Annotated in this window: 13 protein-coding genes; 1 reads left to right on the top strand and 12 read right to left on the bottom strand. The window is 62.2% G+C overall.

The window, feature by feature from the left end; all coding sequences use genetic code 11:
• Position 1: 1 nt before the first annotated feature.
• The 9 genes from M1P90_RS24175 to M1P90_RS24135 form a co-directional block, all read right to left on the bottom strand.
• Positions 2-976, bottom strand: a complete 975-nt coding sequence (locus M1P90_RS24175; protein WP_483698071.1) for a branched-chain amino acid ABC transporter permease — start codon at positions 974-976, stop codon at positions 2-4.
• 70 nt (positions 977-1046) lie between these two features.
• Positions 1047-2342 (bottom strand): ABC transporter substrate-binding protein, encoded by a 1296-nt coding sequence (locus M1P90_RS24170; protein WP_483698070.1) that lies wholly within the window; start codon positions 2340-2342, stop codon positions 1047-1049.
• A 199-nt stretch (positions 2343-2541) separates the two neighbouring features.
• The gene (locus M1P90_RS24165) at positions 2542-2820 is read right to left on the bottom strand and encodes an HU family DNA-binding protein (RefSeq protein WP_483698069.1); all 279 of its coding nucleotides are present in this window, start codon (positions 2818-2820) and stop codon (positions 2542-2544) included.
• A 412-nt stretch (positions 2821-3232) separates the two neighbouring features.
• Positions 3233-4822 carry an amidohydrolase gene (locus tag M1P90_RS24160; RefSeq protein WP_483698068.1) on the bottom strand — a complete coding sequence of 530 codons (1590 nt, stop codon included), beginning with the start codon at positions 4820-4822 and terminating at the stop codon, positions 3233-3235.
• 319 nt (positions 4823-5141) lie between these two features.
• Positions 5142-7712: a PAS domain S-box protein gene (locus M1P90_RS24155; protein ID WP_483698066.1), complete on the bottom strand. Its 2571-nt coding sequence runs from the start codon at positions 7710-7712 to the stop codon at positions 5142-5144.
• 292 nt (positions 7713-8004) lie between these two features.
• On the bottom strand, positions 8005-9462 hold the full coding sequence (locus M1P90_RS24150; RefSeq protein WP_483698065.1) for an aldehyde dehydrogenase family protein: 1458 nt from the start codon (positions 9460-9462) through the stop codon (positions 8005-8007).
• 270 nt (positions 9463-9732) lie between these two features.
• On the bottom strand, positions 9733-10353 hold the full coding sequence (locus M1P90_RS24145; protein ID WP_483698064.1) for a GNAT family N-acetyltransferase: 621 nt from the start codon (positions 10351-10353) through the stop codon (positions 9733-9735).
• Positions 10350-11060, bottom strand: a complete 711-nt coding sequence (locus M1P90_RS24140) for a Uma2 family endonuclease (RefSeq protein WP_483698063.1) — start codon at positions 11058-11060, stop codon at positions 10350-10352. Before M1P90_RS24140 ends, M1P90_RS24145 begins: the two co-directional genes overlap by 4 nt.
• A 49-nt stretch (positions 11061-11109) precedes the next feature.
• Positions 11110-12450, bottom strand: coding sequence for an aspartate aminotransferase family protein (locus M1P90_RS24135; RefSeq protein WP_483698062.1), 1341 nt, complete (start codon positions 12448-12450; stop codon positions 11110-11112).
• A 264-nt stretch (positions 12451-12714) separates the two neighbouring features.
• On the opposite strand from M1P90_RS24135, the gene M1P90_RS24130 reads away from it, so the two are divergent.
• A complete protein-coding gene (locus M1P90_RS24130; protein WP_483698061.1) occupies positions 12715-13398 on the top strand; it encodes a hypothetical protein in 684 nt (227 codons plus the stop codon).
• Between the two features lie 183 nt (positions 13399-13581).
• Here M1P90_RS24130 and M1P90_RS24125 read toward each other — a convergent pair whose 3' ends face one another.
• From M1P90_RS24125 to M1P90_RS24115, 3 genes are all read right to left on the bottom strand, one after another.
• Positions 13582-15264: a SulP family inorganic anion transporter gene (locus M1P90_RS24125; protein ID WP_483698060.1), complete on the bottom strand. Its 1683-nt coding sequence runs from the start codon at positions 15262-15264 to the stop codon at positions 13582-13584.
• A complete protein-coding gene (locus M1P90_RS24120) occupies positions 15261-15599 on the bottom strand; it encodes an ArsR/SmtB family transcription factor (RefSeq protein WP_483698059.1) in 339 nt (112 codons plus the stop codon). Before M1P90_RS24120 ends, M1P90_RS24125 begins: the two co-directional genes overlap by 4 nt.
• A gap of 94 nt (positions 15600-15693) precedes the next feature.
• Entirely contained in the window at positions 15694-15909 is a 216-nt protein-coding gene (locus M1P90_RS24115; RefSeq protein ID WP_483698058.1) for a hypothetical protein, read from the bottom strand.
• Positions 15910-15918: the final 9 nt, after the last annotated feature.

The raw sequence follows: 15918 nt of genomic DNA, 5'->3' as shown, positions 1-15918 counted from the left end.
GCTACACTTTCTGCACAAGCGCGCGGCCCAGCAAACCCTGCGGGCGGGCCAGCAGCATCAGAAACAGCAGCGCAAACGCCACGGCATCTTTGTAGGCAACATACTGCGCCGGCACAAATGCCTCGGCCAGACCGATTACAAAGCCGCCCACCACCGCGCCGGGAATGTCGCCCAGGCCGCCCAGCACGATCACGGCCAGCCCTTTCAGGCCAAAGGCAATGCCGAAGTAGGGGCCGGCGATGCTCACGCTCAGGCCCACCAGCGTGCCGGCGATGCCGCCCAGAAAGCCGCTCAGGAAGAAGGTCAGCACAATCAGCCGGTCGGTGTTGATGCCAAGCAGGCTGGCGGTCACGCCATCTTCGGCCACGGCAAGCAATGCCTTGCCGGTGCGCGTAGCGTTGATCAAAAAGGTCAGCACCGCCACAATCACCATCGAGACGCCAAAAATAATGATCTGCACCGTGCGCACCGGGATGGGCCGGCCCGGCACGCCAAAGTTGATGGCTGCGGGCATCGCGCCAAAGGGGTTGGCAGGAAAGGTGTAGATCTCGGCGCCAAACAGGTACTGAATGATGTTCACCAGCGCAATTGCCACGCCCAGGCTGGAAACCAGAGTCAGCAGCGGGTCGGCCCCACGCCGGCGCAGCGGGCGAAACGCCACCCGCTCGATCAGCACGCTCGTCAGGCCGGCCAGCGCCGCGCCCAGCAGCATGGCCAGCGCAAAGGGCATGCTGATTGGCAGGGCCGGCTGGCCAAACAGGCGGCTGAACAGGCCGTACAGTACGCCATTCGTGTTGATCGACGAGCCAGTGAGCAGGTAGGTGAAGTAGGCGCCCAGCGTGAACACCGCGCCGTGCGCGAAGTTAATAATCCGCAGGATCGAAAAAACCAGCGTGTAACCAAGCGCGAAAATCGCGTACACGCCGCCGATCGCCAGGCCATTCAGGAACTGCTGAAGCAGCAGGGTGGTATTCATGCAGTGTGTATCTGGCGCGAACGGTCGCGCACTTCAAAGCATCAAAGCGCGCGACCGTTCGCTGCGAAGGCTACTTCACAAAGGTAAACGTGCCATTCTTGCCGTCGGCGTCCATCTTGATCTGCGCGACATAGAACTGCTCCTGCTTGATCTCGCCTTCGGGGGTGAACGAGATCTTGCCCAGCGGCGTGTCGTACGAGCCGGCCAGCACCTGCGTGTTCAGCTCGGTGCGCAGGGTCGCCAGGTCCATGTCGGCGATCTTCTTGCTCTTATCAAGCGCGTTCAGCGCGTCGACAAACACCTGCACGCCAGTGAAGGCCTGCGCGCTGAACTGCGGCGGCTCTTTGTTCTGCTTGGCCTTGTAGGCGTCGCGGAAGGCTTTATTGATCTCGGTATCGGCCTCGTAGCTGTAAGCCTGCGCGATCAGAATGCCATCGCACTGCGCCTGACACACCGGGAAGATGTTGGCGGTGTTCAGGCCGTTGCCGCCGATGATCGGGCCAGTGTAGCCTAGGTCGCGCAGCTGCTTCACCAGGTTGCCGCCATCGGCCGCCAGGCCCGAAATGATCACCAGATCGGGCTGCACGCCAAGCACGTTGGTTGCCTGGGCGGTGAAGTCGGTGTCGGTGGTCTGGAAAGTCTGCACCGTCGCCAGCTCAAGCTTGAAGGTGTCGGTCACAGTCTGCTGGAAGGTTGCGGTTTCCGACTTGCTGAAGGCGTCGTTCTGCGCAAACAGCACGGCCACTTTCTTGATGTTCGGGTTTTGCGCCAGCGCGGCTTTTACGGCGTTGGGCGCAACCACCGCCACCGGAGCCGAAACGCGCGCAATGTAGTCGCCAATCTGCGGGATGCCTTTGGCGGTGTTCGAAGGGCCAAGCACCGGCACCTTGGCGCGGTCGGCGATTGGGTCGGCCGAGAAGGCCTGCTGCGAAAGCGTTGGGCCAACGATGCCAACCACATTGTCGTTATTGATCAGGGTGTTGAAGGAATTGATCGCGCCCTGCTCGTCGCCGCCAGTGTCCTGAAACACCAGCTTGATCGGGCGGCCATTGACGCCGCCGCGCGAGTTAAAGAACTCTTCGGCAATCTGCGCGCCAATCACTTCTTCCTGGCCAAGCAGCGCGACGTTACTGGTTTGCGCAACGCCAATGCCGATCGGGATCGGGTCGCCAGACGTGGCGCCGGTGGAACCTGTAGCAGCGGTGGGCTCGGCCGCAGTTGCGGCGGTAGGCGCAGCCGCGGATGCGGCAGTGGGCTCAGCAGCAGCCGGTGCCGCCGTCGGCGCAGCCGCAGGCGTGCCACCACAGGCAGCCAGGGCGCCGAGGAGCGTCAGCAGCGCGACTGTGCGAGCAACAATGCTTCTCACAAGCAGCCTCCTCATTCCTCTATGAGCGGAAGGTCCGCAAACGGTTGGGTTAGGCGATTATACCATAATCAACACCAAAAGGTTTATTTTCGATCAGTAAATACTGAACATGAGTATTTGCTGCGCAGTACACGCTGGGTAAAAGAAAAGCCGCAGCGAGGAAGTTCCTCGCCGCGGCCGTTGCCGTAGGTGAAGCGAATTAGCTGCCCTTGACGGCTTCCTTCAGGGTGCTGCTGGCGCTGAAGCCAGGGGTCTTGGTCGCCGCGATCTTGATCTTCTGGCGCGTCTGCGGGTTCACACCCTCGCGCTCCTGGCGCTGGCGCACTTCAAAGGTGCCGAAGCCGGTCAGGGTAACCTTCTCGCCGTCCTTCAGCGTCTCGGTGATGATGTCGAGCGCTGCGTCGACAACCATCTTGGCCTCTTTCTGCGAAACGCCTGCCCGCTCGGCCACCGATTTAACGAAGTCGGTCTTTTGCATTACTGTGTCTCCTCACTATGTACGTTTGTGCGGAAAACCGCGTGCATATGCAGTATACTCCATGTGTCAAGCCCCCTAGCTGATTAGGACGCCCTGGAAGCCGTTTTTCGCTTTCCAACTCGCGTTTTACCGCATCAGAAAGCCAAATCACGTTTATACCGCATTACAATCAGGTTTACGACCCTCCAATAAGGAAATTTTGCACAAATTAGATCATGTGTTCGCAGCCCACTGCCTTGAACCCGCTTTCTTCTTTAGCAAGTGCCATGCCGCCCATGTTCCGCAGCAGAATGGCATGGCGCGTTGTAATGTTGGCAAGTTGCATGTTGAAAGGTTGACAGGTTTGTGCGAACTCAGCATTTAACCTGCAACCTGCAAACCTGCAACCTGCAACCTGCAACCCCAAACGGCGCTACGCCTCATAGGCCAGCGCGCCGGCCAGCCAGGTCTGCTCGGCGGTAATCTCCAGCAGGCGCTCAGGCGGCAGCGCCAGCGGGTCGCCGCTGAGCAGCACCATATCGGCATGGAAGCCGGGCGCGAGCTGGCCCAGGCGCGCGCTTTCGCCGCTCACCAGGGCGCTGCCAGCCGTGAATGCCCACAGCGCCTGCTCCACGGCAATCGCCTGCTCAGGCGCGATCACGCGGCCCGCGCGCGTGCGGCGCAACGCGGCTGATTGCATGCCCAGCACCGGGTTGGCGTCGCTGATCACCGGGCCATCCGAGCTGAATGCCACGGTTATGCCGGCTTCGAACATGGCGCGGAAAGGGTAGCACTGCGGCACCAGCGCCTCGGGCAGGTGATACAGGATGGTGTCGCCAATGTCGTAGAGGAAGGACGGCTGCGTGGCGACCATCACGCCGATCTCGCTGGCGCGGGCGAGTTGCGCGGCATTCGGCAGGCCAAAATGCTCGATGCGCAAACGCTGCTCGGCGTGTGGCTGGCCAGAAGCGCGCGCGCTGGCAAAGGCTTCCAGCAGCTCGCCAATCACACGGTCGCCGATTGAATGCACCGCCACGGTCAGGCCAGCATCGTACACCAGGCGCACTTCGTTGGCGAGCTGCTCGGCGGGGAAGCGCGGCAGGCCGCAGTCGTGGCGGTTGCGGTAGGGGATGCTCAGCGCGGCGGTGCCGCTGCTCAGGCCGCCATCGCTGAACAGCTTGACGGTGTCGCACTTGGCGAGCCGGCCACGCCATGCGGCGGGCGGCGCGGCGCGCGTGCCGTTGGGCAGGATCGTCATTGCCATGATGTCGCAGCGCAGCGGCAGGCGTCCGTCGGCGTCGAGCTGCTGGTACACCGCCACGGTGCGCGGGTCCACACCCGGCTCGCCAATCGCGGTGATGCCCATCGCCAGGCAGTTGCGGCCCGCGCCAATCAGCGCGCGCGCCAGCTCGTCTTCGCTCGGCGGAGGCTGGATGGAGCGCACCAGCGCCATAGCCGTTTCGCGCAGCACGCCGGTTGGCTCGCCGCGCTCGTCGCGGTCGATCTCGCCGCCGGCCGGGTCGGGCGTGTTCGCAGTGATGCCGGCCAGCTCCAGCGCGCGGCTGTTCACGGCGATGACATGCCCGCAGGTGCGGCCCAGCAGGATCGGGTGCGTGGCCGAGGCGCGATCGAGGTCGTAGCGGTTGGGGTGGCGCAGCTCGGGCAGGCGCGTGTCGTCGTAGCCGCGCCCTTCGATCCACTGGCCGGCGGGGGTTTGCGCGGCGCGGGCGGCAAAGGCTTCTACCAGCGCCGGGATGGAGGGAGCATGGGCCGGGCGGGCGTTCACCTGGCTCAGCAGCATGCCTTCCTTCCACAGGTGCACGTGGCAATCGTTGAAGCCCGGCACCAGCGCGCGCCCGCCCAGCGCCACGCGGCGGGTGCCTGGGCCAGCCAGCCGCTCAATCGCCGCGTCATCGCCCAGCGCCAGGATCGTCTCGCCCGCAATTGCCAGCGCGCTTGCCTGTGGGCGCGCCGGGTCCATCGTGTGAATCGTGCCGCCAGTGAAAATCGTGTCAGCGTGCATGGCCTTCCTTCATTTCAACATACCCAAGCGCAAAACAGTTGAGCCACAGAGCCCACAGAGGCCACTGAATGCTCTGGGAAATAAGTTCACAACGGGCAAGCTTCCTGGAAGCTGAGTACAAGGAATTTTATTTTCCAGAGTACAAAGACAGCCAGAAACTTTCCTAAATCTTGGTATCTTCTTCGTGTCTTACAGCGGTTTGCAGAACTATTGACCATTCATGTGCTGGTGAGAAACGCATTGCAGAGCGGAAATGCAATTGCCTCCTGCATCATGCCGACTGCGACCTGCTATAGTGGTACACCTTCGCGATTCCGCTTCAGCCGCCGTTGTTCAGCACATCGTGCACCTTCCGCAGCAGCGCGCTGGGGGTAAAGGGCTTGTGCAAAAATTCAATACCCGGGTTCAGCTGGCCCTCATGAACAATCGCCCGATCGGTATAGCCGGAAATATACAACACTTTCACACGGGGGAAGCGATGTTCGAGCTGTTCGGCAACCTCGCGCCCGCTCATTTGCGGCATCACAACATCGGTGATCACCAGGCCAGGCTCCAGCCTGGGCGTTGTGTCCACAAGCTCCAGGGCAGCCCGTCCATGCGGCGCATCGTAAACATGGTAGCCGTGGCTGCGCAGCACGCGCGCGGCCAGCGAGCGCACGGCCGCCTCGTCCTCGATGAGCAGGATGGTTTCGCTGCCGCGTGGCAACTCATCGGAAAGCGGCGCAGCAGCAAGTTCTTCGGTTGGTGCGTCGATGCCCGGCAGATAGATCGTGAAGCGCGTGCCAACGCCCAGCGTGCTGTGCAGCACAATCGTCCCGCCGTGCTGTTTAATGATGCCATAGCTGGTGGCCAGCCCCAGGCCGGTGCCGCGCCCCGGCGGCTTGGTAGTAAAAAACGGCTCAAAGGCGCGGCGCTGTGTTTCTTCATCCATGCCCATCCCGGTGTCGGTGATCGAGATCGCGACATACGAGCCGGGCGCCACGCCAATATATTCCTGCGCAAGGTCGTCGAGCTGGCTGTTCGCAGTATCGATGACCAGGCGGCCACCGCGCGGCATAGCGTCGCGGGCATTTACGGCCATGTTCACAATCACCTGCTCGAGCTGCGTCGGGTCGCCTTTGACATGCCAGAGCTGTGGGAGCACACGCGTGCGCAGCTCGATATCTTCGCCGATCAGGCGGCGCAGCAGGGTATCCATTTCGAGGATCAGGCGGTTCGCATCGATCACGCGTGGCTCGAGAATTTGCTTGCGCGCAAACGCCAGGAGCTGCTGTGTCAGCCCCACGGCGCGCTCGGCGGCACTGGCGATCTCGCGTACATCGGCGCGCACTGGGTCGTTGGGTGCCAGGCTGTCGAGCGCAAGATCAGTGTTGCCAAGAATCGCCGTGAGCAAGTTATTGAAATCGTGCGCAATGCCGCCCGCCAGCTGGCCCACGCCTTCCATTTTCTGCGACTGAAGAAACTGCGCTTCCAGGCGTTTGCGGTCGGTAATATCGCGCCCAACAGTAATCACATAGCGCTGCCCATCGCGCACCAGCGCCGAGGCCTTGGCTTCGATCCAGCGCCACGAGCCATCGGCGTGCCGCACGCGCACGGTGAGCTGTGTTGCTGCATGGATACGCATAAACGCAAAATGCTTCATAACATCCGGCAGGTCGTCGGGGTGAAACAGGTCGGGGGGCAGGCCGCGCCCGCCGCTGCCCGGCACATAGCCAAGCACGCGCTGGTACGAAGGGCTTGAGTACACCGCCGTCACTTGCCGGCCAAGCAGGAACATATTGATCAGGTCGTCGGTGTTTTCGGTAATCAGGCGGTAGCGCTCTTCGCTTTCGTACAGCGCCTCGCGGGTGAGCTTGTTTTCTGTAATGTCGCTGATAATGCCAAAATAGCCCAGCACGGCATCGGCGCGGTCGCGCAATGGCTCGGCGGTGCTGAACACCCAGCGCACCTGCCCATTGGGCAGCAGAAAGCGATATTCCTGCGCAAACGAGCAGCCATTGGCAATACAGGCCTGCCAATTTTCAATAACCTGCGTGGCGTCGTCGGGGTGCAGCCCAGCCTGCCAGCCCTGGCCAAGCGCGGCTTCGGGCGGCAGGCCAACCAAATCGCTCCATTGCTTATTGACAAACAAGAAATCGCCACTCTGCGTTGCCTGAAAAATCCCCACTGGCGAATGTGTCACCAGCGCGCGGAATTTGTCATCGCTTTCGCGCAGCGCAAATTCAACCCGTCGCCGCTCGATGATTTCGCGCTCCAGCGCGCTCATGTTGTGTTCCAGCACCACGCGGTTATGCTCTAACTCGCGCTCGCGAATAAGCATTTCAGCAATCGTCCGTTCGAGCACACGCGAAAAGCGGTGCAAGAATATGCCCAGCACAATCGCGACCAGTGTGTACACGCTCATTATTGCGGCGGCCGGCAAGGGCAATTCGGGCTGTGGAATGAACGGGTCGGCAAAGGTGAAAAACACGATTCCGGAACTTACCGCGATTATAAAGGCCAGACCCACACCATTCGCCATAACCCCGGCCACCACAACCGGCAGCAGAAACGCAACCAGCACATAGCCGCCCCGCGCAGCACCCAGCGCCGAAAATGTCATGGCCAGCGGCACGAGCATGCCGCAGTTCGTAAGCAATACTGCGTTGTTCAGGCGGCCACGGCGCAGGGTCAGCAGCGCCACCGCCATAAAGGCCGACATTGTGAGATCGGCGCTGACGGTCAGCAATTTTTGTACGGGCGATAAGGGCGTAAAAAACGAAATCGGCGTGCCAATCAAACCAAGCACGAACAGGCCGATGATCATAACCGTCAGGAACTCGGCTTTCCGAACCTCGATTGGATCGCGAATTGCAGCATCGTTGATCCAGCGACGCAGGCGTTTCCGCATACAAACCTCATTCTGAATTGCCAGGGAGTGGGCGCGAAATACTTATACAGATGCGCCCAGGCAGTTTTTATTTCGGCACATTGGGCAACAGGCGGCCAGTCAGCATGCTTCCTGATTTTGCCGCCGCCAATTGCCAGAAAGAAAGCCAGGCAGCCTGTGTAAAGCTGCCTGGCTATTGTAGAATACCCTGATCCCCAGAAGCACGACGCTATTGTATCATCCCTATGCCCAAAATGTTTGAAAGGCGGCCCAGTAATGCCAGAATACGACGCTGTATCCTGCAAAAAATGGCTTACTGCCCGTCGATATAGACAGTTTTGACCTTGGTAAAGAATTCGACCGCGCCCTTGCCCATTTCGCGGAACATGCCCGAGCCGCTGTTCTTGAAGCCGCCGAAGGGTGCCTGGATCGACGCGCCAACCGTGCCCTGGTTGACTTTCACCATGCCAGCTTCGGCGCGCTCGGCAAAGCGGATGGCCCGGCGCAAGTCGGTGGTGACAATGCCCGCCGACAGGCCGTAGCTGGTGTTGTTGGCAATCGCCAGCGCTTCTTCAAGGTCGCCGGCTTCGAGCAGGCCAACCACCGGGCCAAACACTTCTTCCTGCGCAATACGCATGTCGGGCGTGATCTTGGCGAGCACAGTGGGCTGCACGAAGTGGCCACGCGCAAACGCGCTGCCGTCGGGCGGGCCGCCGCCGGCCAGCACCTCGGCGCCTTCGCCGCGCGCGATCTCGATATACTCAAGGTCGGTGGCGCGCTGGCCCTTGCTCACCGCCGGCCCCATCTGCACACCATCGCTCAGGCCCGGGCCAACTTTCAGGCTGCGCGCCGCCGCCACCAGGCGGTCGGTAAACTCGCGCAGCACTGGCCGCTCGACGATCACGCGGCTGGCCGCAGTACACGCCTGTCCGGTCAGGCCAAAGCCGCTGGCCGCCACAATCTGCACGGCCTTGTCGAGGTCGGCGTCGGCGGCGACGATCACCGGGTTCTTGCCGCCCATCTCAAGGTGCGTGCGCGTCAGGCGCGGCGCGGTTTTCTGGTAGAGCGCGTGGCCCACGCTGTACGAGCCGGTGAACGAGACCGCGTCGATGCCGGCATCCGTCACCAGCGCATCGCCCAGCGCGCCGCCCGCGCCCGTCACGACATTCAGCACACCGCCGGGCAGGCCCGCCTCGTGCAGCAGCTGCGTGAGCATGATCGCCATGATTGGCGTGGCCGAGGCGGGCTTGAACACGACCGTATTGCCCACCACCAGGGCCGGCGCGATCTTCCACACCGGGATGGAAAGCGGGAAGTTCCACGGCGTGATGATCGCGCATACGCCCAGCGGCACGCGCGTGCTGTACAACAGCGTGTTGGGCGTGTCGGCGGGCAGCATGTCGCCGCCCACGCGCCAGGCCTCGCCCGCGAAATAGCGCAACAGCTCGACCGAGCGCACCACTTCGCGCTGTGCTTCCAGGCGCGTTTTGCCTTCTTCGCGCGTCAGGGCGCTGGCCCACTCGTCGATTTTGCTTTCCATGAGGTTGGCGGCGCGGTGCATCACGCGCCCGCGCTCGGGCGGCGTCAGGCCGGCCCATTTCGGGAAGGCGGTGCGCGCAGCGGCAATTGCGGCCTGCACATCCGCCACCGTTGAGGCCGGCACGCTCCCCAGCACGTCGTCGGTGTCGGCGGGATTGCGCACGTCGATCCAGTCGCCGCCTGAGGCTGCGGCCCACTCGCCGCCAATGAAATTACGATACTGTTCGGGCATTGCGATGCTCCTTATTATTCTGGAAAGAAATTTTTTCTACAATGGGCAAGCTTCCAGGAAGCTCATCTGATTATCAGGCTGAAGAAAAACTGGCTTTAGCTTCCTGGAAGCTGAGTACAGGGAAAGTTATTTTCCAGAGTACTTATAGCAGACTGTCAATACCTGAGCCACAGAGTGCGAGGGCAATCCTGCTAGTATGTATGGCTCATGTGATTCGAAATTCGCTGTGGTGCGTAGTGTGTATTCGTACTTATTCATTCTCATCTGGCGCTACAGGTCGGGGTTCTCCCACACAATCAGGCTGGCCTCCGCGCCATGCTCGGCGTCGTCGAGGTAGTGCCACAGGATGTCGCGCACCGCAAAGCCGCTGCGCAGCTGCGGCGTCAGCGTCGGGTCGGCCAGCTCGCCGCGCACGACCTTGTCGATATATTCCTCGATGCCCATTTGCACGCGGTAGTCGTGGTAGCCCGAAAGCTGCCCGCCCGCGACCATGCCGCGCAAACCGAGCTGGCGGATCAGGTCTTTGCGGGCGTTGTACAGCAGCTTCGAGATTTTGCGCCCGCGATAGTCGGGATGCACGCTCATGTCGGCGCCATACAGCCACTCGCCCTGCGGGTCGTGCGTGCTAAACGTCACGTTGCCGGTGATGCCAAGAAAGCTGTGCTGGGCAAAAGCCTGATCTTCACGCACGCGCAGGGTACTGCTCTGACCCACCACGCGCTCGCCATCAAGCGCCACATGCTGCCCTTCGGGGAACACGCGCATCTGCGCCAGAAAGTCCTCGGCGCTCATCCACGCGTCCGGGTCGAGCGTTGGGAAGCAGATCTTCTGGTGCTCGGCCAGCGCGGCGGCGTGCTCGGGCCGCGCATTGGTGATCGTTATGTCGCTCATTGGTGCTCTAATCCATGTTTCAGGCGTTCGATTTCAGCCCGCAGCCGCTCGATCTCCCGCTCGGCGCGCTGGCGCGCAGTTGCTTCTGCCTGGCGCGCCCGCACTTCTGCCTGACGTGCAGCCTCTAGCTCGGCCGGGCGCAGTAGTGCCTGCCCGCTTGCGCTGTCGGCAAGGCGCAGGTAGCTGCCCTCGCTCCACAGGCGCAGCCCCAGCTCCTGACTGATCAGCGCGCCATCGGCGTCCTGATCGATCGGGGCGTATTCTTCGCCCAGCAGGCGGAAGCCTTGCAGCGGCGGTTTGAGATATTCGGCCAGCGGGTCGAACAGAAAATATTCCTGCACGCCCAGCATGGCATACAGGGCGCGCTTGTTGCCCTTATCTTCCAGGCGGGTCGCCCGCGAACTGATCTCGAACACGGCGCAGGGCGCGCGCTTTTCTTCCCACAGCTTGTAGGTGCGGCGCAGCATATTTTCCACGCCTTTCACCACAAACACATCGGGCGAGATCACGGCGCCCGGGTTGCCTTTTTCGTAGTAGAACATCAGGTTGCCGCTCACATACACCCTGGCGGCGGCCTGAAAGTGCAGTGTCAGCATCTCGATGATCTGCGCGATCTCGCGACGATGCACATCGGTTTCGCCCATAGGCTTGCCATCGCTTTCAGGGTAATCGATTCGCTGCCGGGATGGTGTGTCGATTGTGCTCATCGTGTGTGCCTCCGGGTAAGAATCAGGCGCAGACGCGCGGCATCGCTGCCTACCCAATCACCGCGCGCAAGCCATCTTCCAGCACATCCAGCCCTTCCTGAAGCTGGTCGTCGCTGATCGTCAGCGGCATCAGCAGGCGCAGACAGTTGGCGTACAGGCCGGCGCGCATGGTCAGCACGCCGTGCTCGGCGCAGTATTTCACCACTGCCAGCACGTCGTCGGCGGTCGGCTCGCGCGACTCAGCGTCGCGCACCAGCTCCAGCGCGATCATCCCGCCCACGCCGCGCACGTCGCCAATGCGCGGCATCTCGCGCTGCCAGCCCGCCGCGCGCTCGCGCACCGCCCGCCCAATCGCGTTGGCGCGGTCGAGCATGCCGGGCTGCTGCATCCATTTCAGCACCTCGATCGCGGCCACACAGGCCAGCGGGTTGCCGCCATAGGTGCCGCCAATCCCGCCCACATGCGCCTTGTCCAAAATCGAGGCGCGCCCGGTGGTGGCGGCCAGCGGCATACCCGCCGCAATCGACTTCGCGCTCACCAGGATGTCGGGCTCGACGCCGAGCTGCTCGCTCGCAAACAGCGTGCCGGTGCGGCCAAAGCCACACTGCACTTCGTCGGCGATCAGCACGCTGCCGTTGCTTGTGCAGAATTCGCGCAGCCGCCGCATGAACTCGGCCGGCACCGGAATAAAGCCGCCCTCGCCCTGCACCGGCTCGATGATCACGCCCGCAATCGCCTCGGGGCCAACGCCCGCCACCAGCATTCGCTCAAACGCCTCCCAGCAGCGCTCGGTCGCCTCGGCTTCGCTCAGGCCCATGCGGTAGGCGGAAGGGAAGGGCGCGCGGTAGATTTCGGGCGCGAATGGCCCAAAGGTCTTTTTGAAGCTGGTTTTGCTGGTTAGGGAAAGCGTCATCAGCGTGCGACCGTGGTAGCCGCCCTCGAACGCAATGATCGCCTGACGCCCCGTCGCAGCACGCGCAAACTTAATTGCGTTCTCGACGCCTTCGGCCCCGCTGTTGGAGAGAATCGTCTTGCACGGCCCGCTGATCGGCACGGCCGCGTTGATGCGCTCGCACAGCTCGACATAGGATTCGTAGGTGCCTACCAGCGCCGAAAAGTGCAGCAGCCTGGCGGCCTGCGCCTGAATCGCTGCCACAACCTCGGGCGGGCAGTGGCCGGCGTTGAGCACGCCAATGCCGCCAATGAAGTCGATAAAAACGTTGCCGTCGGCATCGGTCACCAGCGCGCCCGCGCCGCTCTCGACCGCAATCTGGTGGGCTTTGTACAGGCCATTCGGCACGGCCGCCTCGCGCCGCGCCACGATCTCGCGCGAGCGCGGGCCAGGGATCTCGGTGCGAATGGTGATGCTGCGGGTGCTCGCCGTCGTCATAGCGCGTCCTCCCATCGTCTAGTATCTGGCGTCTTGCTGCCGCGGCATGATACCACGTTTGCGTGGCGGGTTTGCGGGTAGGACGGTTGCAGGTTTGCAGGTTGCAAGCTCAATCCCAAAACCCCAGACCCTATACCCTCATGCCGTTCTCGGTTCTCGGTCTGGGCGTATAGCAATACGCCCTTCGTCGGCTCCGCGCTTCAGTGGTATCATGCTGCACGATTGCAGAGCGGCCGAGGAAGCTGCTCTGGGAAGGAGCAAACAATGCCGCGAGAAAAACAATCGCGTGGGCAGTGTACGTTTTGTGGCTTCGAGACCACCAAGGCTGGCATGGCCAAGCACCTGGCGTCCTGCCCGCAGCGGCAAGCTCAGATCGCCGCTGCCGCGCAATCGAAGCGCAAGCCCGAAACACTCTTCTACCTGCGCATGTACGATGCCTACGGCCCAGACTTCTGGCTCGACCTTGAAGTTCGCGGCTCGGCCACGCTGAAAGATATCGATTCCTACTTGCGCGCCATCTGGCTCGAATGCTGTGGGCACCTCAGCCAATTTTCGGTTGGCGGCTGGTCGGGCTCAGAAATCGGCAAATCGCGCCGCGTCGATGCGCTCTTCAAGGGCGTTGTGGAAATAACGCACATCTACGATTTTGGCACATCATCGCAGACAAAAATCAAGGCGCTTGGCCAGCGCGCGGGGGTGCCATTGAGCACACGGCCAATGGCGCTTATGGCGCGCAATCTCATGCCCGAAGCGCAATGCATCGAATGCGATCAGCCCGCCAAATATTTTTGCATGGAGTGCATGATCGAAGACGAAACGCCAGGCACATTATGTGAACAGCACGCCCAAAATCACCCGCACGAAGATTACGGCGAGCCAGTCGAGCTGGTGAATTCGCCACGCCTGGGAATGTGCGGCTACACCGGGCCAGCCGAGCCACCGTATTAACGACGATTGACGACAAACGAAGGATTTTGAACCGCAAAGAGCGCAGAGGCCTGCAGGTTTGCAGGTTGCAGGTTGCAGGTTACGGGTTGTTGGCTCAATCCCAAAACCCCAGACCCTAAACCCTCACGCGGTTGCAGGCTCTGCGCTCTGCGGTTCTCGGTTCTCGGTTCTTGGTTCTGCGCTCTACTGCTCTGCCACCACTTCCTCCACCGGCGCGCTATTCCCATGCACCGCCACAATCGCCTGGTCAGCGCTCCAGAAAATATTTTCTTCGCCCACCTTCGCCAGCAGCCCCGTGCGCGCAAACATCTCGCGCACGGCCGGCTGCAAGCTGCTGAAGCACACCTGCGCGCCACGGTGCCGCTCGGTTTCCACAATCTGCTCCAGCGCCTGAATGCCCATTGCGTCGATCAGCGGCACGCCGCGCATGCTAATGATCAGCGCGCGCCAGTCGCCCGCATTCTTGAACGCCTCCAGCACGGTGTTCACGCTGCCAAAAAACAGCGGGCCGGTCAGGTAGAAAATATGCACCGAGGCGTCGGTCGTAAGCAGGCGGTGGCCGATCTGCCGCAGCCGCGCCGGGTCGACCGGCTCGCGCGTCACGCCCATGCTGCCAGCCGACTGGCGCAGGTAGATTAGCGCCGAAATCGCAATGCCGATCAGAATCGCCTGCGTGAGGTCGAGCGCGACAGTCGCAACCATCGTCACCAGCATGCCCACCAGCGCGTGCTTCAGCCGCGCCCGCGTGAAGAAGCGAATGGATTCCCACTCGTTCATGCGCCACGCCGTCATCATCAGCACGCCTGCCAGCGCGGCCATCGGGATGCGCCCAATCAGTGGCGCAAGCGCAAGCACGCTCAGCAGCAGCACGCCCGCGTGCACAAAGCTCATCACGCGCGTCAGGCCGCCGCTCTTCACGCCCACGCTGGTGCGCGCAATTGCCGCCGTGGCCGGCACGCCGCCAAAAAACGGGATCAGGATGTTCCCAATGCCCTGGCCGATCAATTCCTGATTGCTGTCGATTGGCTTGCCCGTCATGGTCGAACCAACCGCGCCGCACAGGAGGCTTTCAATTCCGCCCAGTGCCGCGATTGAGATCGCCGGCGTCAGCAGGCCCGAAAGTGAATCCCACGGAATTGCGCTGAGTGTCAGGCGATCACTGAGAAGGATGGTGCGCGGAATATCGCCAATGATCGGCACCTGCCAGCCCGCCACTGCCGCCACCAGCGCCGCCAGGATCAAGCCGAGCAGCGAGCCGGGGATCGTTTTGCTCAGGCGTGGCGCGATCAGCATCACTGCGATTACCAGCCCGCCCAGCGCGAGCGCGTGCCAGTCGGGCACAACCAGGTGCGTGAAGTAGAACAGCAGCTTGGCGAGCGAATTCTCGGCTTTTGGCGTCTGCACGCCCAGAACGTTGTCGATCTGGCCGATTGCGATGATCAGCGCAATGCCGCTGGTGAAGCCGGTAATCACCGGCGAGGGAATAAAGGCAATGTAACGACCCAGCCGGAACACGCCCAGCAGCACCAGGAATATGCCCGCCATCACGCCCGCCACCCACACGCCCGGCAGGCCGTAGCGCTGCGCCAGCACAACCAGCACCGCCGACATTGCGCCGGTCGGCCCGCTGATCTGGTACGGCGCGCCGCCCAGCCCGGCGATCAGCACGCCCGCAAGAATGGCCGTAACCATCCCCGCAGCGGCAGTCGCCCCGCTGGCGACGCCAAAGGCCAGCGCCAGCGGCAGCGCCACCGCGCCCACCGTCAGCCCGGCCAGCAGATCGCGCTGAAATGCTTGCCAGCTATAATCAGCGAATTCACGCTGGTAAAGCGAAAGAAGCTTGATACGACGACGCGTGGGTGTCATGCGTTTGTTTCCTCTTCGGCAAGCTGCTGGAGCATAGCGTGGGTGTCGATCAGGTGGTTGTTAAAAATCTCGCGGGCGACATCGAGCAGCTGAAACACGGCTGGGTCGCGCACGCTGTAGAATACGCTCGTGCCTTCTTTGCGATCATCCACGATGTTGCGCGTGCGCAGCACCGCCAGCTGCCGCGACACACTCGACTGGTCGATGCCGAGCGCGACCTGGAGTTCGTTCACCGATTTTTCGCCGCCACGCAGCTCGTTGAGAAGCACAATGCGCATGGGGTGGCTGAGCGCCTTGAAGAATTCCGCCTTGAAACGATGGATCGCCTGATTCATAAAACCCGCCTTGCGAACAAACATTGGAATATACAAATATTCCAATGTTCACATATTTGATATATACAGAATAATACTCAAGGGTGGCGAGATGTCAAGCGGGTTTGGCGTAAGCTTCCGCGTCATCGAGCTGCACGTCGTAGCCGCCATCGGGTCGGGCGCGCAGGCGCAGGTGGTATGCGCCAACCTGCACACCACGGCGGCGCAGTTCGTCGTCAACATGCTGCTGGATCGCGCCCCACAAACCGGCTTCGCCGGCATAGTAGCGGCGGATCAGCGCATTCAGCTCATCATCGGCGGGCCAGAGCATGGCGAGCCT

The sequence above is a fragment of the Kouleothrix sp. 19917 genome (assembly GCF_057073505.1).
Note: the sequence above shows the minus strand (reverse complement) of the source record. Positions and strands in the feature narration are given on the sequence as shown.